General features: G+C 57.4%; 17 protein-coding genes, 1 tRNA gene and 1 riboswitch. Of the genes, 8 read left to right on the plus strand and 10 right to left on the minus strand.

Annotated elements, in window-relative coordinates; genetic code table 11:
- Nucleotides 1-2: 2 nt before the first annotated feature.
- Together cobW and ACR0JI_RS00320 are read right to left on the minus strand one after the other, a co-directional pair.
- Nucleotides 3-1058 carry a cobalamin biosynthesis protein CobW gene (gene cobW, locus ACR0JI_RS00315; protein ID WP_480473492.1) on the minus strand — a complete coding sequence of 352 codons (1056 nt, stop codon included), beginning with the start codon at nt 1056-1058 and terminating at the stop codon, nt 3-5.
- Between the two features lie 4 nt (nt 1059-1062).
- Nucleotides 1063-1437 (minus strand): DUF1636 family protein, encoded by a 375-nt coding sequence (locus ACR0JI_RS00320; protein ID WP_480473491.1) that lies wholly within the window; start codon nt 1435-1437, stop codon nt 1063-1065.
- Between the two features lie 94 nt (nt 1438-1531).
- A riboswitch (cobalamin riboswitch) is annotated at nt 1532-1736 on the minus strand.
- 102 nt (nt 1737-1838) lie between these two features.
- Here ACR0JI_RS00320 and ACR0JI_RS00325 point away from each other — a divergent pair.
- A complete protein-coding gene (locus tag ACR0JI_RS00325) occupies nt 1839-2834 on the plus strand; it encodes an NAD(P)-dependent oxidoreductase (RefSeq protein ID WP_480476791.1) in 996 nt (331 codons plus the stop codon).
- A gap of 177 nt (nt 2835-3011) precedes the next feature.
- Here the strand turns inward: ACR0JI_RS00325 and ACR0JI_RS00330 are convergent.
- Nucleotides 3012-3085: transfer RNA gene (locus ACR0JI_RS00330), tRNA-Cys, on the minus strand.
- A 224-nt stretch (nt 3086-3309) separates the two neighbouring features.
- Between ACR0JI_RS00330 and ACR0JI_RS00335 the strand changes: the two genes are divergently transcribed.
- From ACR0JI_RS00335 to ACR0JI_RS00345, 3 genes are all read left to right on the plus strand, one after another.
- A complete protein-coding gene (locus tag ACR0JI_RS00335; RefSeq protein ID WP_480473486.1) occupies nt 3310-3963 on the plus strand; it encodes a protein-L-isoaspartate O-methyltransferase family protein in 654 nt (217 codons plus the stop codon).
- Between the two features lie 94 nt (nt 3964-4057).
- The gene (locus ACR0JI_RS00340; RefSeq protein ID WP_480473485.1) at nt 4058-5476 is read left to right on the plus strand and encodes a TolC family outer membrane protein; all 1419 of its coding nucleotides are present in this window, start codon (nt 4058-4060) and stop codon (nt 5474-5476) included.
- A gap of 73 nt (nt 5477-5549) precedes the next feature.
- Nucleotides 5550-6323, plus strand: a complete 774-nt coding sequence (locus ACR0JI_RS00345) for a hypothetical protein (RefSeq protein WP_480492899.1) — start codon at nt 5550-5552, stop codon at nt 6321-6323.
- Between the two features lie 3 nt (nt 6324-6326).
- Here ACR0JI_RS00345 and ACR0JI_RS00350 read toward each other — a convergent pair whose 3' ends face one another.
- Nucleotides 6327-7784 (minus strand): cobyric acid synthase, encoded by a 1458-nt coding sequence (locus tag ACR0JI_RS00350; protein ID WP_480492900.1) that lies wholly within the window; start codon nt 7782-7784, stop codon nt 6327-6329.
- Nucleotides 7785-7946: 162 nt separating this feature from the next.
- On the minus strand, nt 7947-8267 hold the full coding sequence (locus ACR0JI_RS00355; protein WP_037310273.1) for a DUF6280 family protein: 321 nt from the start codon (nt 8265-8267) through the stop codon (nt 7947-7949).
- Between the two features lie 219 nt (nt 8268-8486).
- Here ACR0JI_RS00355 and efp point away from each other — a divergent pair, with 219 nt between their 5' ends.
- Entirely contained in the window at nt 8487-9050 is a 564-nt protein-coding gene (gene efp / locus ACR0JI_RS00360) for an elongation factor P (RefSeq protein WP_480473482.1), read from the plus strand.
- Nucleotides 9051-9103: 53 nt separating this feature from the next.
- Here the strand turns inward: efp and ACR0JI_RS00365 are convergent, their stop codons facing one another.
- Together ACR0JI_RS00365 and ygfZ are read right to left on the minus strand one after the other, a co-directional pair.
- Nucleotides 9104-10045 carry an ABC transporter transmembrane domain-containing protein gene (locus ACR0JI_RS00365; RefSeq protein ID WP_480492902.1) on the minus strand — a complete coding sequence of 314 codons (942 nt, stop codon included), beginning with the start codon at nt 10043-10045 and terminating at the stop codon, nt 9104-9106.
- A gap of 106 nt (nt 10046-10151) precedes the next feature.
- Entirely contained in the window at nt 10152-10895 is a 744-nt protein-coding gene (ygfZ, locus tag ACR0JI_RS00370; protein WP_480473480.1) for a CAF17-like 4Fe-4S cluster assembly/insertion protein YgfZ, read from the minus strand.
- Nucleotides 10896-10968: 73 nt separating this feature from the next.
- On the opposite strand from ygfZ, the gene ACR0JI_RS00375 reads away from it, so the two are divergent.
- Together ACR0JI_RS00375 and ACR0JI_RS00380 are read left to right on the plus strand one after the other, a co-directional pair.
- On the plus strand, nt 10969-11643 hold the full coding sequence (locus tag ACR0JI_RS00375; RefSeq protein ID WP_480473479.1) for a TIGR04283 family arsenosugar biosynthesis glycosyltransferase: 675 nt from the start codon (nt 10969-10971) through the stop codon (nt 11641-11643).
- 1003 nt (nt 11644-12646) lie between these two features.
- A complete protein-coding gene (locus ACR0JI_RS00380) occupies nt 12647-13486 on the plus strand; it encodes an EamA family transporter (RefSeq protein WP_480492904.1) in 840 nt (279 codons plus the stop codon).
- Nucleotides 13487-13514: 28 nt separating this feature from the next.
- On the opposite strand, the gene ACR0JI_RS00385 is transcribed toward ACR0JI_RS00380, so the two are convergent.
- The 3 genes from ACR0JI_RS00385 to parE all read right to left on the minus strand — a co-directional run bounded on the left by ACR0JI_RS00385 (nt 13515) and on the right by parE (nt 17689).
- The gene (locus ACR0JI_RS00385; protein ID WP_480492906.1) at nt 13515-14486 is read right to left on the minus strand and encodes a UDP-glucuronic acid decarboxylase family protein; all 972 of its coding nucleotides are present in this window, start codon (nt 14484-14486) and stop codon (nt 13515-13517) included.
- Between the two features lie 314 nt (nt 14487-14800).
- The gene (locus tag ACR0JI_RS00390) at nt 14801-15715 is read right to left on the minus strand and encodes an abortive infection family protein (RefSeq protein ID WP_171228422.1); all 915 of its coding nucleotides are present in this window, start codon (nt 15713-15715) and stop codon (nt 14801-14803) included.
- A 15-nt stretch (nt 15716-15730) separates the two neighbouring features.
- Complete coding sequence (parE, locus tag ACR0JI_RS00395; RefSeq protein ID WP_480492908.1) at nt 15731-17689, minus strand: DNA topoisomerase IV subunit B; 1959 nt, start codon at nt 17687-17689, stop codon at nt 15731-15733.
- A gap of 152 nt (nt 17690-17841) precedes the next feature.
- On the opposite strand from parE, the gene ACR0JI_RS00400 reads away from it, so the two are divergent.
- A complete protein-coding gene (locus tag ACR0JI_RS00400) occupies nt 17842-18450 on the plus strand; it encodes a carboxymuconolactone decarboxylase family protein (RefSeq protein WP_480484211.1) in 609 nt (202 codons plus the stop codon).
- Nucleotides 18451-18471: the final 21 nt, after the last annotated feature.

Genomic DNA, 18471 nt, shown 5'->3' on the forward strand with positions numbered 1-18471 from the left:
ACTTACTCGGCAACCTCGGTCACACCCACTAGGATATCACGGATCTCAGCCTCTTTGATGTCGTCATGTTCGGCAATGACGACCAGGCGCGAGCGGCGCTCTTCACCGGGCTCCCACGGGCGGTCGTATTGGTGACGAACCCGTACGCCGACAGCCTGAACCAGCAGGCGCATCGGTTTGCCAGTGACGGCGGCATAGCCTTTGACGCGCAGGATATTCAGCTCAGTTGCCAGACGTTCAATCCTGGCAACCAGTTCCGCCGGGTCGGTCTGTTCCGGCAACTCGACGATGATGCTTTCGAAATCGTCATGCTCATGATCGTGATGGCCATCGTGATGTGACGGGCGCGCGTCCATGTCATCTTCGGCGGCAGCCTCAAGGCCAAGCACGACACGAACGTCGACGACACCCTCGGCAACCTCGACGACGGGAAGCGGGCGCGGCGCCTCAGCGGCGATGATCTGTTTAGCTTTCGCGACACCTTCGGGACCTGCCAGATCGGGCTTGGTCAGCAGGATGATATCCGCGCACGAGATCTGATCCTCGAACACCTCGGACAAGGGTGTTTCGTGGTTGATCGAGTCATCAGCCAGCCGTTGGGCATCCACCGCTTCAACGTTCGGAGCAAAGCGACCGGCGGCCACGGCCTCGGCATCGGCCAGCGCAATAACGCCATCAACGGTGATCTTCGAACGGATATCAGGCCAATCAAACGCTTTCAGCAGCGGTTTGGGCAGTGCAAGGCCGGATGTTTCGATCAAAATGTGATCCGGGCGCGGTTCCAGCGCCATCAGCGCCTCGATGGTCGGGATGAAATCATCGGCCACGGTGCAGCAGATGCAGCCGTTTGCCAGTTCCATGATGTTTTCCGCAGGGCATTCCGGAATCGCGCAGGACTTCAGGATGTCGCCATCAACACCCACATCGCCAAACTCGTTAACAACAATCGCAAGGCGCTTGCCCTGCGGGTTCTGCATCAGATGGCGCACCAGCGTGGTTTTGCCCGAGCCCAGAAAGCCGGTGATCACAGTGACGGGGAGTTTTTCAAGGTTCGACATGATCTCAGGCTCCAATCGGGGGAATGCGCGAGGCGCAATTTTTGCGGAAATGTTCAGGACGGTCGCGCCATTTCACCAGACCATCGCCTGTGGCCAGATACTTAGTCGCGCCATCGATGATGACATCGACGTGATCGATTTCGTTCAGATTCTCGTAAACAAAGGTCCAGCGATCCGGCCCGCCCCGAAGAACGATGGAACAGCCCTGATCGCAGTTCGAAAGGCATTCGACCGGTTTCAGAGTGATACCATCCGGCAGGACAGCCTGTTCCAGGGCCTTGTGCAACAATGTGCCGGGTCGCTCAGCGTCATCCTCGACGGGCAGACCCCGGCGGCAAGTCGTGCAGACCAGTAGCTCTACCGGTGCGTTCTCGGTCATGTCTCTCATCCCCCCAAATCCTCTTCGCGGGGGACGGGGTTTCATGCGGGCACCACGTCTGCACATGGACCCGACACCGGAACACCCCGCCCGGTTTCAACTTCGGGTGTTGGCAGGTCTCCCGGCTTGCGGATGCCAGAGCGGTCGCTCTGTCGGATGTCCCGCCTTCCCGGCACAGGCCAGTGGCATTGGGCATCCTCTCCGGTCACGGTCGCGGGGGCGGCTGCGCTTGGCGGATGAACCGTTGACGCATTCCCTTTTCATCGGCTGTCGCCGACACCAACGAAAGGGACATGCGGCACCGCTGACCCGCTTGTCAAGCGGTTCGCGCGCAACAAATAAGCCAAGGAGAAAAAAGCGACCTGTAGGCGTCGTTCGGCGGCATGAAGAATGTGTTCGGTATGTGGTCGCATGACGGGAAAACGACGAACTTGGAGATGCGTCATATGAAAGTGGGATTTATCGGTCTGGGTAACGTAGGCGGCAAGCTTTCGGGATCCCTTTTGCGCAACGGCATTGATCTGACTGTGCATGACCTGAACGCGGATCTGGTGGCCGAGTTTGTCGCCAAAGGTGCAAAGGCGGCTGAGGGGCCCGCCCAGTTGATGCGCGATTGCGATGCGGTGATCACCTGTCTGCCGTCTCCGGCAGCATCGGACGCAGTCATGCAGGAGATGTTGCCCGAAGTGGGCCCCGGCAAGATCTGGATGGAGATGTCGACCACGGACGAGGCCGAAGTCAAACGCCTAGGTGCCGAAGTCATATCGCGCGGCGGTGCGGCCGTCGATTGCCCGGTTTCTGGCGGGTGCCACCGTGCCGCGACGGGCAATATCTCGATCTTTGCGGGCTGTAACCGGGAAACGTTTGAACGAATTCTGCCGTTCCTGACGACAATGGGTCGTCGGGTTTTGCACACCGGCGAACTGGGCTCGGCCTCGGTGCTGAAAGTGATGACCAATTATCTTGCCACCGCCAACCTGATCACCTGCGCCGAAGCACTGGTTACGGCAAAGGCTGCGGGGATGGATCTGAACACGACCTATGAGGCGATCAAAATCTCGTCCGGCACGTCCTTCGTGCACGAAACCGAAAGTCAGGTCATCTTGAACGGGTCGCGCGATATTTCCTTCACCATGGATCTGGTGAAGAAGGATATCGGTCTGTTTCAGGAGGTCGCCGACCGCGCCGGGGTGCCGCTGGAAATAAACCCGGTGATGATCAATATCTTTAACGATGGTATCGCACGCTATGGCGAACGCGAGCTTTCACCAAATATTATCAAGCGGCTGGAAGAGGCAACTGGCCTGGATATCACCGCCCCGGGCTTCCCTGCCGAAATGACGGATGATGAGCCGGAGGAGCCGGGATACGAGGTTGTGCCACAAGGGCGCGCCTGAACGTAAAGCACATACCAGACAAAATCGGGCCCCTTGAACGAGCAGGGGTAGGCAGGAGTTCCGAAAAACACGCCATATCTGGCCCGCAATTCGACAGAATCGCGGGCCTTGAACGTCTTGAAATACCGAGCGTCGCACGCGTGTACTGCGGGGTTAAGTCAGCGATTTTGATGTGATTGGAGGCGAGTACCGGAATCGAACCGGTGTACACGGATTTGCAATCCGCTGCGTCACCACTCCGCCAACTCGCCTTTTCAAGTAAAATCAAATACTTGCCGTGGTGTGATTGGGTTTTTAACAGCTTTCCTCTGGGGCGTCCAGTGGATTGCGTGCGAATTTGCCGGCAAGACTGAAATTTGCCGAAGTCCATGCCCAAGAAGGTGATCACGATTCAGGTTGCGGCAACAGGGGCGTTGCTGGAAGGTTCAGGATATGGCACAAGCCCGACATCTTTGGGAATGAGACGAGATATCCAATGACTGACTTCGCAGCCCGGCGCCGCACAATGGTTGATACACAGATCCGCCCCTCTGACGTCACCAAGTTCCCGATCATTGAGGCTATGCTGAGTGTTCCGCGGGAAAGCTTCGTACCCGATTCTCAACGCGAGGCGGCCTATGTGGACGGCCTGATTGATCTGGGTGGAGGGCGCAGCATGCTGGAGCCGCGGACCCTGGCTAAAATGCTGGACGTGCTGAACATATCCAAGGATGAGATGGTCCTCGATATCGCTCCGGCAATGGGATATTCCACGGCTGTCACCGCACGGATGGCTGAGTTGGTTGTGGGTGTTGAATGCGACGAAACCCTTGCAGCCGAGGCGCAAAACCTCTTGGCCGAGGCTGACGTGCACAACGCCATCATCCACGTCGGCGCGTTGGAACAGGGTGTGGCGGAACACGGCCCCTATGATGCGATCATGGTGCAGGGCGGTGTCGAGCAGGTGCCCGATGCCCTGTTGGATCAGCTCAAGGACCACGGTCGGATTGTGTGTCTGTTTGTCAACAGCAACCTGGGTACCGTGCGGATCGGTCGAAAAACCGGTGGTCGCGTCAGTTGGCGTGATGTGTTCAATGCCCATGCGCCGGTTCTGGAAGGTTTTTCGGCAGAGTGTGCATTTTCGCTATAGTCCGCCGATAGATTTTTCTATCGCCTTGATTAGTTGAAAAGAAGGCCGCAAACTGCCTGTAGGGCAGTGTAATTTCGTTTGAGAGGATTTTGGTATGCGTGGTTCGGCGACAGGTAAGCTGGTCAGGGCGTTTGCTGTGACCGCAGGACTTGCCATGAGCGTGATGCCAGGGCGTGCAGCGTGGGCAGACAACATAACGGATGCGTTCATCGGCGCGTATAACACCAGTGGTTTGCTTGAGCAGAACCGGGCGTTGCTGCGCGCGGCGGATGAAGATGTGGCCATTGCGCTTTCTGCGTTGCGGCCAATCATCAACTGGACCGTGCAGGTCAGCCAGGATTACACCCGTTCGCGGGTCAATAACGTCGTGACGACAAACGAGCCGTCGCGGTTCTTTTCGGGCCTGACGCTGAGCCAGCTTTTGTATGATGGCGGCGCGTCGGTGCTGGGCAAGCAGTCGGCGCAGGAAACGGTGCTATCGACCCGGCAAACCCTGATCGATATCGAACAACAGGTTCTTATCCGCGCAGCAAATGCCTATCTGGGCGTCCTGTTGCAGGAAGAGACCGTGGCGATCCGCCAGAACAACGTGGATGTGTCGGCAGAGGAACTTAGGGCGTCGAATGACCGCTTCGAAGTGGGCGAAGTAACCCGGACGGACGTCGCATTGTCCGAAGCGCAGCTGGCAAGCTCTCAGGCGGATCTGGCTGTGGCACGCGGTGAATTGAGCATTGCCCAGGCCGAATACGTGAACGCGGTCGGAAAGGCACCGGGGCGAACGGCTGGCCAGCCGAGCCTGCCCAATCTGCCGCGTTCCGAAGCTGAAGCTGTGAACCTGGCGCAACGCAACCACCCGGCCATTCTGTCGGCACAGCATCAGGTCAGGGCGTTCGATCTGGTCGTGCAGCAACAGCGGGCCAACCTTGGGCCGAATGTCAGCCTGAATGCCGATGCAGGCGTGTCCGAGCGCTATGACAATAATGACTATGTGAACGACGCGACCGTGTCGCTGAACTTCAATCAACCCATCTACGCAGGTGGCCGGTTGGCGGCAAATGTGCGCCGCGCGATGGCCAGCCGCGATGCCTCGCGTGCGAATCTTCTGAACGTTCAAAAGAACATCACGCAGGGTGTGACCGACCGGTATGCGGCGTTTCAGGCGGCCAGCGCCAGTTTGAGGGCGTCAACCGAGCGCGTTAACGCCTCGCAGGTGGCATTTGATGGCATCCGGGAAGAGGCGACTCTGGGCGCGCGAACAACTCTGGATGTATTGAATGCACAGCAGGATTTGCTGGATGCACAGCTGGCGGAAGTTGCTTCGCGCACCGAACGGTCGCGGGCTGCCTATCAGTTGTTGCAGGCGCAGGGCCTTCTGACAGCCGAGCGTCTTGGGCTGGCGGTGCAAATCTATGATCCGACTTTGTATTACAACCTGGTCAAGAATGCACCTGCACAGGTCAGCAAGCAAAGCAAGGATCTGGATCGTGTTCTCAAAGCGTTGCGCCGGGACTGATCGCCAATACTATTTGTTGTGAGGCACGGATTGTTTGGCTACACTTGATCCAAGGATAGAGCGGTAGAGAACAATGTCTGATAATGTCGTGAAAGCAGGGATCGAAGACGTTCTGTCATCGGTCAAACGTCTGGTCAGTGAAGACAGTCGTGATAAATCCGTCTCGGATCAAACGACTAAGGCACGCAAGCCGGGGCGGCTGGTGCTTACCGATGCTTTGCGGATCAGCACACCAGATCAGTTAGGAGTGATTCCCGCTAAAGCTGTATCCAAAGCCGAAGTTACAGATGCCGCCAAGCCGATGTTGCTGCGAACCTGTGACATCGTTCAGACGGGTCAACCCGCGAACGCCGACGAGGACAAGCCAGAAGCAGCCGAGACGAAACACGCCCCGTCGGATGATGCTGCAATCAGCCTGAGTGCAAAGATCGAAGCGTTGGAAGCGGCCATTGCACAAACAGAAGACCAGTGGGAACCGGACGGTGACAGCCAGGATGCATATTCGGGCACACCGTCTCATGCGCTGCCATGGGATGTCGAAGAAGAATTTGCCGCTGCGATGTCGATTGATGCTGCTGGAGGCGACGAACCAGAGGCGGCTCAGCAGGACGAAGGTGCACCTTATCAGGCGAAATTCATCCGGTCGTCTCAGGCTGTTGTGTCTGATGCTGATTCCGACGAAAACGTCAGGACGATCGACATGGACGAGGACGCTCTGCGCGCCCTGATCGCAGAGGTTGTCCGCACCGAACTGCAAGGAACGATGGGCGAGCGAATTACAAGAAATGTGCGCAAGATGGTCAGACGAGAGATCGCCCGCGCTCTTGCGGCTCAGGATCTGGAGTAACGATCAGCTGCGGTGCGGGGGCTGCGCGAGGCTGAGCAGCAGGTCAAGGTCCATGTGGTGCTCCAGATGATCGGCCAGATCGTCCAGCGCCTGCTCGACGCCATCTTCATAGGACAGGTCCGAGGTCACGCCTAACGCTGACAGATACCGCGCCCGGAATGCGTCGGACGAAAAGATACCGTGCAGATAGCTTCCCTTGATCCGCCCGTTTGCGCTGGCCGCGCCCTCGGGGCGGCCTTCGACCTCAAGCCATGCATTGGCGCAATCCGGCCCGTCTGTATGACCCATGTGGATTTCGTATCCGGTGACTGGCTCGCGGTCCGGCAAGGCATGGGCCTTACGCAGGACAACTTGCTTTTGTCCTCCCATGACCGTGTCTACATCCAGCAACCCCAACCCTTCGACCTTACCCGGTCGACCGTCTACGCCATCGGGGTCGGAAATGGTCTTGCCCAGCATTTGAAAGCCACCACAGAGACCCAGAACATGCCCGCCGCGCCGAACATGACCGTACAGGTCGATGTCCCAGCCTTGTGCACGGAAATAGGCCAGATCTCCGATGGTGGATTTGCTGCCCGGTAGCAAAACCAGATCGGCATCGCCCGGCAATGCGCGTCCGGCCGGTATGATCTCGACACTCACACCGGGTTCGGCCGACAATGGATCAAGGTCGTCGAAATTCGCCATCCGTTCAAGCTGTGGCACAACAACCTTGCATGTGCCGCCTGTGTGAGAGCGGATGTCCATCATATCTTCGGCCGGAAGCTTCCAGGCGTCGTGAAACCATGGCACAACCCCCAAACAGGGCCACCCGGTAAGAGAGGCGATGTCATCGCGCCCTTCGTCAAAAAGGGACACATCACCCTTGAACCGATTGACGGCGAAGCCCCGAATTCGCGCAAGATCACCCTCATCCAGAACCGCCTGAGTGCCAACGATCTGTGCGATCACACCGCCGCGGTGAATGTCGCCGACAAGTATAACAGGTATATTCGCAGCGCAGGCAAAGCCCATATTGGCGATGTCACCCTTGCGCAGGTTGGTTTCGGCCGGGCTGCCCGCACCTTCGATCAGAACCAGATCCGCATCGCTGCACAGTCGGTCAAAGCTTTCCAGTGCGGCGCTTAACAGCCTGGATTTATCCTTGCGATAATCACCGGCCTTCATGGTGCCCGCGCGCTGCCCCTGAACGATGATCTGCGCGCCGGTATCTGTTTCAGGTTTCAGCAATACAGGGTTCATATCCGTATGCGTCGCCCGCCTTGCCGCCCGTGCCTGAAGGGCCTGTGCGCGACCGATTTCCCCACCGTTTTCCGTAACAGCAGCATTGTTCGACATGTTCTGCGGCTTGAAGGGCGCAACCCGAAGACCTCTCCGTGTAAAAGCTCGCGCAAGCCCCGCCACCAGAACGGATTTTCCGACATTGCTGCCGGTGCCTTGAATCATGATGGCGCGAACCATGGATTGTCTCCTACCTGTCAAAGCGCAGATGACCTGATTTGGGCGGGCAGGGGAAGCCCCGAACTCACCTTGACGCCCGGGATCGGGATTGTGGCGGTATACGCATAGAAAAACGCGCTCTGATGGCAGAGCGCGTTTTTTCTGAGTTGAAACAGCCTTCGATCAGGCAGCTTCAGCCTGCTGAGCGGCGTTGCGACGCTCGCTTTCTTCACGCGACAGCGCGACCGAGGTCCGCACGCCACGGCCAACGAACTCCATCAGTCCGCTGACAACCCGTTCGTTCGGGTCGATTCCCGCGCAAGACAGCACTTCGCGTCCATCGCGCGAGCGCGCCCAACGGGCGATTTGTTCCGGACCATTGCCATATTTCTTGTCATCGGCAATGGCGTCATCGAGTGCGGCCAACACAACGGCCGCGAAAAGTTTGCGAGCACGATTGCCTTGTTCGTTGTTAAAGGCAGTGCCGTCAACGAAATCTCTCATCTCGTCTTCCTTGTTTTTCTTGCTCTTGCAATTTTCGGCGTGACGGTCCTTATGACCGATAAAGTGCGATTCGGATACAGCTAATATGCATAGTTGCGTTGCGTCACTTGCATATCTCGCTGCACCTGCAGCACTAGGTTTGGTTGTCTTGTCAGGTATGTTCCCGCCAGATATAGGAGGCGCAACTGACGCATCAACCGTTTGTGAAGGATTTATGTAATGCCCAAGATAAATGGGAACGAAATTCGCCCCGGCAATGTGCTTGAGCATAACGAAGGCCTTTGGGCCGCGGTCAAGGTTGACCATGTGAAGCCCGGCAAGGGCGGCGCTTTCGCGCAGGTCGAACTGCGCAACCTGCGCAATGGTTCAAAACTGAACGAACGGTTCCGCTCAGCTGACAAGGTTGAGCGTGTGCGCCTTGAGCAGAAGGATCAGCAGTTCCTGTATGAAACCGATGGCATGCTGGTCTTCATGGATGCCGAAACATACGAACAGATTGAATTGCCAGCGGATTTGCTGGGCGAGCGTCGTCCGTTCCTTCAAGATGGCATGACGATTGTTGTCGAATTCTACGAAAGTGAAGCGCTGAACGCGACGCTGCCGCAGAAAGTGACCTGCAAGATCGTCGAAACTGAGCCGGTCGTAAAAGGTCAGACCGCCGCGAACTCGTTCAAGCCTGCAATTCTGGACAATGGCGTGAAAGTCATGGTGCCGCCGTTCATCGGTCAGGATGAAATGATCATCGTGAACACCGAAACCATGGAATATTCCGAACGCGCGTGACGTTTCGTCGCTTTTAATATCAGACCGCGCAGACAGCCGCTGCGCGGTCTTTTTTATGCACTGTTGCGGTACCGGTAATGCGCGGGGTCCGGGCCGAATAGTTCTAGCATCAGCTCGTATTTGATGCGGTTGGCACTGACTTGTCTGTAAAAGGCGATCAGGAACGCGGTCGGGCCCTGTATCCGGCCAAGCCCGCTGGTCGCGGCCACCACCGTGCCGACATCGGTCTTTCCTTGCAGCACCAGATAACCGCCCAACATCAGAATACCTACGGTTCCGGCGCCGTTGATTACGCTCAGCAGGAACTTGGCCGAAAGTTTCCAAAGAAACATGCGCCGCCTTGTGTCATAGATGTCGTCGAACAGGGCATTGATATCCCGCTCGACGGCATCGATATCCTCGGTGGTCAGCCTATCAGTGGCGCTGCGCAAAAGGCGGACGCGTTCGGCGACGAACGTGTTCACTTTGCGTTGCGACACCAGAACGATAATGATCTGGGGCACAATCATGGAAAACGCGATAAGGCCAAGGCCAGGCTGCGTTGAGGATATATACCCGATCACGCTGATCAGCGTTCCAACCTGAACCACCGGGTCCGAAAATGCGCCCCCTGCAAACTTGCCCAGTTCCTCGGCTTCGGCCGAGATGGCGGTCGTCATGGTGCCCTTGCGCAGGTTTTCACCCGTTTCCTTAAGGTCGGTCGCGCGCCAGAGCAAGCGTTGCCGGATCAGCCGGATCATGTCTTCGCCCAATATCCCTGCGCGAAAACCCAGAACCCATTTCAGGGCGAGGCTCAGCAGGATGACAATCATCATGCCGATGCCCAGCAGAACCAGCTTTTCGACGTGAAGATCATTGGACGTAAGGTGGTTGACGATATCGCGCTGAAATTCAAGCGGAACAGCGGCAAGCGCCGCAATGGCAATGGATAACAGGATGAGGATAATCTGCCGCCCGGCGCTGGCGCGCCAAATCGCGGAATAAAGCTGAAACATGCGGGTATCCGTGTTGCCCCTGTGCCGACACATTGGCAGGGCTGGGTAACGGGTTCAAACTTTATGAAACATACGGCGGATAAGGCCGTGCCGATTTGGCAACAAGTTACGCTTGGTCCGTCAGGCGAACCACGACGTCTTCGGCCAGCATGTCAGCACTCGCACGGTCAAAGCGCAGATACGCGATTCCTTGGCCGCCTGATTGCGTGAACAGGGTGCCGACGGGTTTGCCGTTTGCGGTAATCTCAGTCCCCGCCGGAACCGATCCTTCGACAAAGACCCGCCGCAAGCCTTTGCGCAACTCGGTCTTGTGCTTCATGCGCGCAGTCACTTCCTGACCGACATAGCAACCTTTTTTGAAATCCACACCATTCAGCGTCTCGAACCCGGATTCGAGGATATAGCTGTCTGGCGTCAGTTCAGCGCCCGCCTCGGGGATGCAGTGTCGAACACGCAGCGCGTCCCAGTCGGTTCCGTCATCGCCTTCTGGGGCTGTCGAGTAATCGCGCCAACCCATATCCGGATGACGGGGGTCGGGCAGGGCAGTGTCCGGTGCTGGCCCAGTGCCGCGTTGCAGATGTAGATCCGTGCCTTCGATCACCACATCCGCACGGAGTTTGTACATGTTCAGGCGCTTGATCAGGTCATCTGCAAGTGGCTCGGCCACGTCCAGCAGCACGCCACCGTCATCGCGTTTCAGAAAGAAATCTGCCAGATACTTGCCCTGTGGTGTAAGCAGTGCGGCATAGACCAGCCCATTGCCCAATCCCTGAACGTCATTGGTTACAAGGTCCTGCAAAAAGTTTTCGGTGTCCGAGCCGGTCAGGCGCAGGATGCGGCGGGTGGGCATGGCTTGGTCCTCGTCATTGCCTTTGGCCTCGTGATATAGGAAGTCTCGCAGCCAAGACCAGAGGTTATCGGACGTGCCCGCACCCCTCACTGTAGTGATTCCAACCTTGAATGCCGCCGGTTCCTTGCCTGCGTGCCTTGAGGCCCTGATGGAAGGGGTGCATTCCGGGCTGATCCGGGACCTGATCGTCAGCGATGCAGGCTCAACTGACCAGACGTTGAGAATAGCAGAAGATGTTGGCGCGCATGTCATTAGAGGTGAGCCATCGCGCGGCGGTCAATTGCGCCGGGGGTGCGCGCATGCTGATGGAGACTGGCTTCTGATCCTTCATGCAGACACCGTGTTGCAAGAGGGATGGGCCAAGAGCGTAAGCGCCCATCTGCCATCCAACGCACCAGCGGCGTTTCGGTTGGCTTTTCGCGCGCGTGGGCTTGCGCCAGCCTGGGTGGCCGGATGGGCCAATTTGCGCAGCAGGCTGTTCGGTTTACCGTACGGAGATCAGGGGTTGCTGGTTCCGCATGAGGCCTATCTGGCGGCTGGCGGGTATCCGGACCAACCCTTGATGGAAGATGTGGCGCTGGTGCGCGCATTGCCACGGATCAAGATACTCGGGTCGCATGCCTTTACGAGCGCGGAGCGCTATGAACAGGCAGGTTGGTTTCGGCGGGGCACGCGGAACTTGTGGACACTTCTGCGCTATTTTCTGGGGGTTGATCCTCAGGTGTTGGCGCGGGGCTATCGGCGTTAAGCTTCGTGCGCAATTCGACCAAAGATTTTCCCAATCGAAAGGGGGCCGCAAAGCTAACAAGACAAAGCGCCACGATTTGCAGCACCAGAATATGGGCGTTGGCCTGCAGGTATTCCCATTCGTTCTTCAACTTGCCGACTTGCTCGATCAGGTCGTCATAGCTTTGTGCTAGGATCTGATAATCTCCGGCAATCGCGGGCACCTTACGGCGCATGTTGTCGATGGCTACCTGAGTTTTGTCGTCCAGGGACGTGAATACGAGAAACTGGTCGATATCGAAAGCATCGGCTTTGGCCGTCATATCCCGTAGCTCGTCCATTTCATCCTTGGCCTGACTTCCGAACAGGAAGTGCAGGCCCTGCAGGGGGGCTACTTCGTTGGTAACGGCGATGAACAGGGGCAATTCCGAGTTGCTGGCAGTTGAAGCCGACAGAAATTCAACCTTGTCGCACAGCACTGCCGTGTCAGGATCGTAAGCAGGGTCGCAGAAACGCAGACGAAACCGTGCGGCATCCCTGTCGAATGCCAATGTTGCCGCGTAGGCCACATCAATCTGACGATCCAGTCGCGAACTGTCCGACGTATAAAGCCCTGCCAGAACAGCCACCAATGCGCCGATACCACCCAGCACGACCCAGACCAGATCGGCCAGTTTCCACGCCCGGTGCCCCGCTGGTTTGCGGAACAAAAAGGCGGTGCCGATCGATCCTGACAGAAAAAACAGGATAAGCAGGGGCAATTGGTTGTCTGTCACAAAACTCATGTGCCCGATCTTAGAACCTGATGCACGTCCTGCAACCGGGATCACGTGCAGTTGTAACTTCTTACCGGGCACAAAGGCGCAGGACGAGACCGGAAACGGCTTGCGGACACATTCCCAACGGTGGCGGTATTTTGACCACTGGAATCCTGCTTGACAAAAATCCCGGTTTTGGCAGACACCACCCCCAAGTGAATAGGGCCCAAGACCCTTGTTGCGCGTATTCTGCGGGAAAGGTCGGGCATGACCCTGTTCGTCACTCTGATTATTCTGTCGGCGGCGTTGCTGCATGCCGTATGGAACGCCATCGTGAAAACGGCGGCGGACCGCACCACGATGCTGGGTCTGGTCGCGTTGGGTCAGGTCTTGCCAGCGGCGGTAATGGTGATGGTCCTGCCCCTGCCGAACACGCAGAGCTTTGTCTATATCCTGCTCTCGACCGTCGTGCATTTCGGTTATTACTTCATGCTGAGCAAGGCCTACCAGCATGGCGACCTGAGTGTGGTTTACCCGATTGCACGCGGGATTGTTCCGGCACTGGTCTCGCTTTGGGCGATGGTGCTGGTGGGCGAAGTTCTGCCCTGGCAGGCCTGGGGCGGGATCGCCCTGATCGCGGTTGGCATTCAGCTGAGCAGCTGGGCCGCGCTGCGTTCGGGCGTCGGGCGCAGCGCGCTGGGATTTGCGCTAGGCACCGGGTTCTGCATTTCGATCTATTCGGTGGTTGACGGGGTCGGGGTGCGGCTGTCCGGCAATACGCTCAGCTATTGGGCGTGGGGGGCCTTTCTGCACCTGTTCATAGCAGGGTTTATCGGGGTCAGGAAACGCGCCACCCTGAAAGACCTGCCCGTCAGAATATGGATGACGGGCCTTTTGGGCGGGCTGGTTTCGATGACGGCGTATGGTCTGGTGCTTTACGCCAAGAACTTTGCGCCGCTGGGGGCGGTTTCGGCCCTGCGGGAAACCTCGGTTATCTTTGCGGCGCTTATCGGGTTCATTTTCCTGAAGGAAGGCAATTGGATGCGACGCCTGGGTGCCGCTGTCCTTATGGCCATTGGCGTCGCGCTGATCGGCACGGCGGTCTGACCCGGTCCCCGAGCCACGGTGAGACGCGTTATCCGGCTGCGCCTTCTGACTGAAGCGCCCGGAAATACCGGATCGTTGCGTCCAACCCTTCCTTCAGCTGCACCGTAGGCTCCCAGTTCAGCAGGGTCCGCGCCAGCGTGATATCGGGCTGACGTTGTTTCGGGTCATCCTCGGGCAACTCTTTGAAACTGATAGGGGTTTCCGCGCCAACAAGCGCCTGCACTTCGCTGGCCAGCTCGTTCATCGAGAATTCGTTGGGATTGCCCAGATTGACCGGGCCGGTGACCTCCTTGCCGGTATCCATCAGGCGGATGAAGCCTTCGATCAGATCATCCACGTAGCAGAATGACCGGGTCTGCGTGCCGTCGCCAAAGATCGTGATCGCCTCGCCGGTCAGGGCCTGCATGATGAAATTCGACACGACGCGCCCGTCGGCGGGGTGCATTCGGGGCCCGTAAGTGTTGAAGATGCGGGCGACCTTGATCTCGAGCCCCATCTGACGGTGATAGTCGAAGAACAACGTCTCGGCACACCGCTTGCCCTCGTCGTAACAGGAGCGCGGACCAACCGGGTTGACGTTGCCCCAATAGTCTTCGGTCTGCGGATGGATCGTCGGGTCGCCGTAAACCTCAGACGTTGAGGCTTGAAAGATCTTGCATTTCAGACGTTTCGCCAGACCCAGCATGTTGATCGCGCCATGCACGCTGGTCTTGGTCGTCTGCACCGGATCGTGCTGATAATGCACGGGCGAGGCGGGGCAGGCGAGGTTATAGATCTCGTCCACTTCCACGAACAGAGGGAACGTCACGTCGTGGCGCATAAACTCGAACCGCGGGTTGCTGTGCAGATGGTCGATATTGCGCTTGGTGCCGGTGAACAGGTTGTCGACGCACAGAACCTCATGCCCCTGATCCAGAAGCCGGTCGCACAGGTGCGAGCCCAGAAATCCGGCCCCACCGGTTACGAGAACACGTTTTCGACTGTCATAAAGGCGGGCCATTGCAAATCCTTAATCGTTAAATCCAAGCCAGCTTGTCACGGGGAAGCCGGGTCTTGATCTGATTAGTAAACTGAAGGGATTTGAATTGCAGCAGATTTTGGTTTTTTCAGGGCGCGTGTGGTGTTGGGGTGTTGTCCAATCCACCCGATGCATGATGCAAAGCATCATACACGCACCCTATTCGCTCGCATGGGCAGGCGCGATGGTTGTGATCAAGTAGGATGGGTGTTTGTTCCCATCTTGACGCGGGGAAATGGATGGGTGCGAGCCCCCATCAAACGCTTGCTTTCCCAAGGTCACAAGAAGGCTTATCCTCAGCTATCCTTATGGCGTTGCAAATAGGTTTCTGTAGCGAAATCCACAAATGCTATTGCACAGGAAGCTGCAAGCCTCGCGTGCCTTGGTTCGAGGCCAATGTGCTTTCCGTCGCGCCCATGCCCTGAGCCGTATAAACCGCGCAATTCTGATATTCCTTTTGTAATAGATGCTAGATTGCTTAGCGTCCTTTTGATACTGCCCGCTCCCTTTGCTTCTTTTGGGACACCCTCAGGAACTAGCGCCAAGGCTTTGCAGAGTTTTTTTGAGAGTGTCGGTAAATCATCAGATTTTTGCGGAGCATCTGCATTTGGCAGTTGTGCAAGGATTGTCTTACAGCAAGATTCGACTAAGTCCTTCGCAGTTCCGATTGCCAAGGCTGGGTCAGTTTCGATAGAGTCTTGAATCCGTCTGATTTCGGCTTGCATCCAATTGGAAGACAATTTTTCTGCCACGGTGCTTGCTCGCTGAATCTGGCTGTGAAACTCGTTGGTTCGCTGGGCGATGAAGACGGCTCTTCCCGCAATCTTTTGAGATTCTACTAGCTTCCAGCTTGCTCGGCCCAATTGATCATTATAGTGGCCGACGATCTTTGCCGCCTCGAAGGCGTCAGGTCGAACGACAGGGTGAACTGTCTCGCACAGAAAGCGTAAGAAGGCGTCATCAGAACAGCCAAGTAGATTAAACCTAGCGTCCGCAAACACCCAGTCTATTGGCCAATCGTTGTTGTTCTCACAATGCTGCCAAATATCTTGGTCAGCAGTTTTGAACCGTTGATCGTAACTTGGGAGCTCACGCAAGTCGTAAAGGCGGCCCAAAAAATCTACGTCGCCAAGTTCGCCAGCGTAAAATATCCGCTCTAATCTGAGACCATCAAAGATATTATTTCGAATTTGTCTTGTGATCTTTTCCAATCGAAATCTTCCAATTCAAACATCCAGCTCCTCCACAAACCGCGCGTTCTCCTGAATGTATTGGAACCGCAGTTCGGGTTTTTTGCCCATCAGGCGCTCGACCAGATCGCCGGTCTCGCCGGGTTCGTCCTCGTCAATGGTGACCCGGATCAATTTCCGGGATTTGGGGTCCATCGTGGTTTCTTTCAGGTCCTTGGCGTCCATTTCGCCCAGACCCTTAAAGCGGGACACGTCGATCTTGCCCTTGCCGCCCAGACCTTTTTTCAGCCATTCGTCGCGCTCAGCCTCGTCCAGACAATAGACGCGTTTGGCGCCCTGGGTCAGGCGGTACAAAGGCGGGCAGGCCAGGTAAAGGTGGCCCGCGTCAATCATTGGGCGCATCTGGGTAAAGAAGAACGTCATCAGCAAGGACGCGATATGCGCCCCGTCCACATCCGCGTCGGTCATGATGATGACCTTGTCATAGCGCAGTTCGTCGACGTTGAACTTGGTGCCAAGCCCGACACCCAGCGCCTGGGTCAGGTCGTTGATCTCGGCATTTGTGCCCAGTTTCGAACTGGCCGCGCCCAGCACGTTCAGGATCTTGCCGCGCAGGGGCAGCAGGGCCTGCGTTTTGCGGTCACGACCCATTTTGGCCGAGCCGCCCGCAGAATCGCCTTCAACGATGAATAATTCGGTGCCGTCGCGTGTTGAACTGGAACAGTCCACCAGCTTGCCGGGAAGACGAAGTTTCTTAGTGGCGGACTTGCGTTGTGTTTCCTTCTCGGCCCGACGGCGCAGGCGTTCCTCAGACCTCAGGATGAGGAAGTCGAGGATCGCTCCGGCGGATTTCGTATCAGCCGCCAGCCAGTTGTCGAAATGGTCGCGGACCGCGTTTTCGACCAGCCGCTGCGCCTCGACCGTGGCCAGACGGTCTTTGGTCTGGCCTACGAATTCCGGCTCGCGGATAAAGCACGACACCAGCGCGCAGCCACCGGTCAGCAGGTCGTCGCGGGTGATCTGCGCGGCTTTCTTATTGTTGATCAACTCGCCATATGCCTTGATCCCCTTGAGGATCGCAGCCCAGAATCCAGCCACATGGGTGCCGCCTTCGGGGGTGGGAACGGTGTTACAATAGGATTGGATGAATCCATCACGCGACGGTGTCCAGTTGATCGCCCATTCGACCTTGCCGGGGGTGCCGAATTTCTCGTTGAAATCCACGGTGCCCGCAAAGGGTTGCTCGGCATAGGTGGACGAGCCGTTCATCGTCTCTTTCAGGTAATCAGACAGGCCGCCGGGAAAGTGGAACGAGGCCTCAAGCGGGGTTTCACCGTCATCGATGGCGGTTTTCCAGCGGATTTCGACGCCCGAGAACAGATAGGCCTTGGAGCGGATGGATTTGAACAGCCGCGCGGGCTTGAACTTGTGATGGCCAAAGATGTCCGGGTCGGCGTGGAAGGTCACCGTTGTACCGCGCCGGTTCGGGGCCGCGCCAACCTTTTCGACCGGGCCAAGCGGGATACCGCGCGAGAAACGTTGTTCATAGAGAGTTTTGTCCCGCGCCACCTGCACGACCATCGAATCAGACAGCGCGTTCACCACCGACGCACCGACCCCGTGCAAGCCGCCCGAGGTCTGATAGGCCTTGCCCGAGAACTTGCCACCCGCGTGCAAGGTACACAGGATCACCTCCAACGCGGACTTGCCCGGAAATTTCGGATGCGGGTCGATCGGGATACCGCGCCCGTTGTCACGGACGGTCAGGGCGTAGTCGGAATGCAGCTCTACCTCGATCCGGTTGGCAAAGCCTGCCACAGCCTCGTCCATCGAGTTGTCGAGGATCTCGGCCAACATATGGTGCAGCGCACGCTCATCCGTGCCGCCAATATACATGCCGGGGCGTTTGCGAACCGGTTCCAGCCCTTCGAGCACCTCGATCGAGGAGGCGTCATAGGTAGAAGTGGCGCTGGGCGTCAACAGATCTTCGGGCATGGGTGCTGCTCTTGTTTTTGGGTTTCCGCCATTATGGCAGGTGATGTGGTCCGGGGGAAGGGGGACGCGAGGTGTTGTGGATTTTCTGTCAAGCCGCTTGCAATCCGTGCAGATAACCAGTCCTTTGATCCCGGTAAAGCGGAGGTGAATAAATGAGCTGGATCAGAACCGTTCCGTTCGAAGACGCGACTGGAAAGTTGAAGAAACTCTACGAACGCGTGACCGGGCCGAACAATAACGTAGACAACATCATGATGGCACACAGCCTTCGCCCGCATTCGATGGAAGGCCATATGGCCATGTACAAGGCAGTGCTGCATCATTCGGGCAACAAGATACCGAAATGGTTTCTGGAAGTGCTGGGGGTTTGGGTCAGCTCACTGAACCGGTGCGGGTATTGCGTCGAGCATCACTTTGCAGGTCTTCAGCGCTTGCTGGGTGATACGGTGCGTGGCAACGCGATCAGGGCAGCGATTGAGGCGCGCGATCCCTCGGCTGCACCGCTGGATGCGGCGCAAATGGCTGCGATGGATTATGCTCGCAAGCTGACCGAAGCGCCGGGCGATCTGGTCGAGGCGGACGTCGCTGCCCTGCGCGACGCGGGGTGGGATGATGGCGAAATCCTCGAGATCAATCAGGTCTGCTCCTATTTTTCATATGCAAACCGGACGGTTCTGGGGCTTGGGTGCTCAACCGATGGTGATGAGTTGGGCTTGTCGCCGAACAACTCTGACAACCCTGACGACTGGGGGCACCGGTAAGGTGCTAAAGATGTCGTTGGC

The organism is Ruegeria sp. N10 (genome assembly GCF_056531545.1).

Coding starts and splice junctions, on each gene's coding strand:
- ACR0JI_RS00325 (WP_480476791.1), top strand. CDS start 1,839: ATGTGGTCGCATGACGGGAAAACGACGAACTTGGAGATGCGTCATATG.
- ACR0JI_RS00345 (WP_480492899.1), top strand. CDS start 5,550: ATGTCTGATAATGTCGTGAAAGCAGGGATCGAAGACGTTCTGTCATCG.
- ACR0JI_RS00355 (WP_037310273.1), bottom strand. CDS start 8,267: ATGAGAGATTTCGTTGACGGCACTGCCTTTAACAACGAACAAGGCAAT.
- ACR0JI_RS00380 (WP_480492904.1), top strand. CDS start 12,647: ATGACCCTGTTCGTCACTCTGATTATTCTGTCGGCGGCGTTGCTGCAT.
- ACR0JI_RS00365 (WP_480492902.1), bottom strand. CDS start 10,045: ATGTTTCAGCTTTATTCCGCGATTTGGCGCGCCAGCGCCGGGCGGCAG.
- ACR0JI_RS00340 (WP_480473485.1), top strand. CDS start 4,058: ATGCGTGGTTCGGCGACAGGTAAGCTGGTCAGGGCGTTTGCTGTGACC.
- ygfZ (WP_480473480.1), bottom strand. CDS start 10,895: ATGCCCACCCGCCGCATCCTGCGCCTGACCGGCTCGGACACCGAAAAC.
- ACR0JI_RS00400 (WP_480484211.1), top strand. CDS start 17,842: ATGAGCTGGATCAGAACCGTTCCGTTCGAAGACGCGACTGGAAAGTTG.
- ACR0JI_RS00385 (WP_480492906.1), bottom strand. CDS start 14,486: ATGGCCCGCCTTTATGACAGTCGAAAACGTGTTCTCGTAACCGGTGGG.
- ACR0JI_RS00335 (WP_480473486.1), top strand. CDS start 3,310: ATGACTGACTTCGCAGCCCGGCGCCGCACAATGGTTGATACACAGATC.
- parE (WP_480492908.1), bottom strand. CDS start 17,689: ATGCCCGAAGATCTGTTGACGCCCAGCGCCACTTCTACCTATGACGCC.
- ACR0JI_RS00320 (WP_480473491.1), bottom strand. CDS start 1,437: ATGACCGAGAACGCACCGGTAGAGCTACTGGTCTGCACGACTTGCCGC.
- ACR0JI_RS00350 (WP_480492900.1), bottom strand. CDS start 7,784: ATGGTTCGCGCCATCATGATTCAAGGCACCGGCAGCAATGTCGGAAAA.
- efp (WP_480473482.1), top strand. CDS start 8,487: ATGCCCAAGATAAATGGGAACGAAATTCGCCCCGGCAATGTGCTTGAG.
- cobW (WP_480473492.1), bottom strand. CDS start 1,058: ATGTCGAACCTTGAAAAACTCCCCGTCACTGTGATCACCGGCTTTCTG.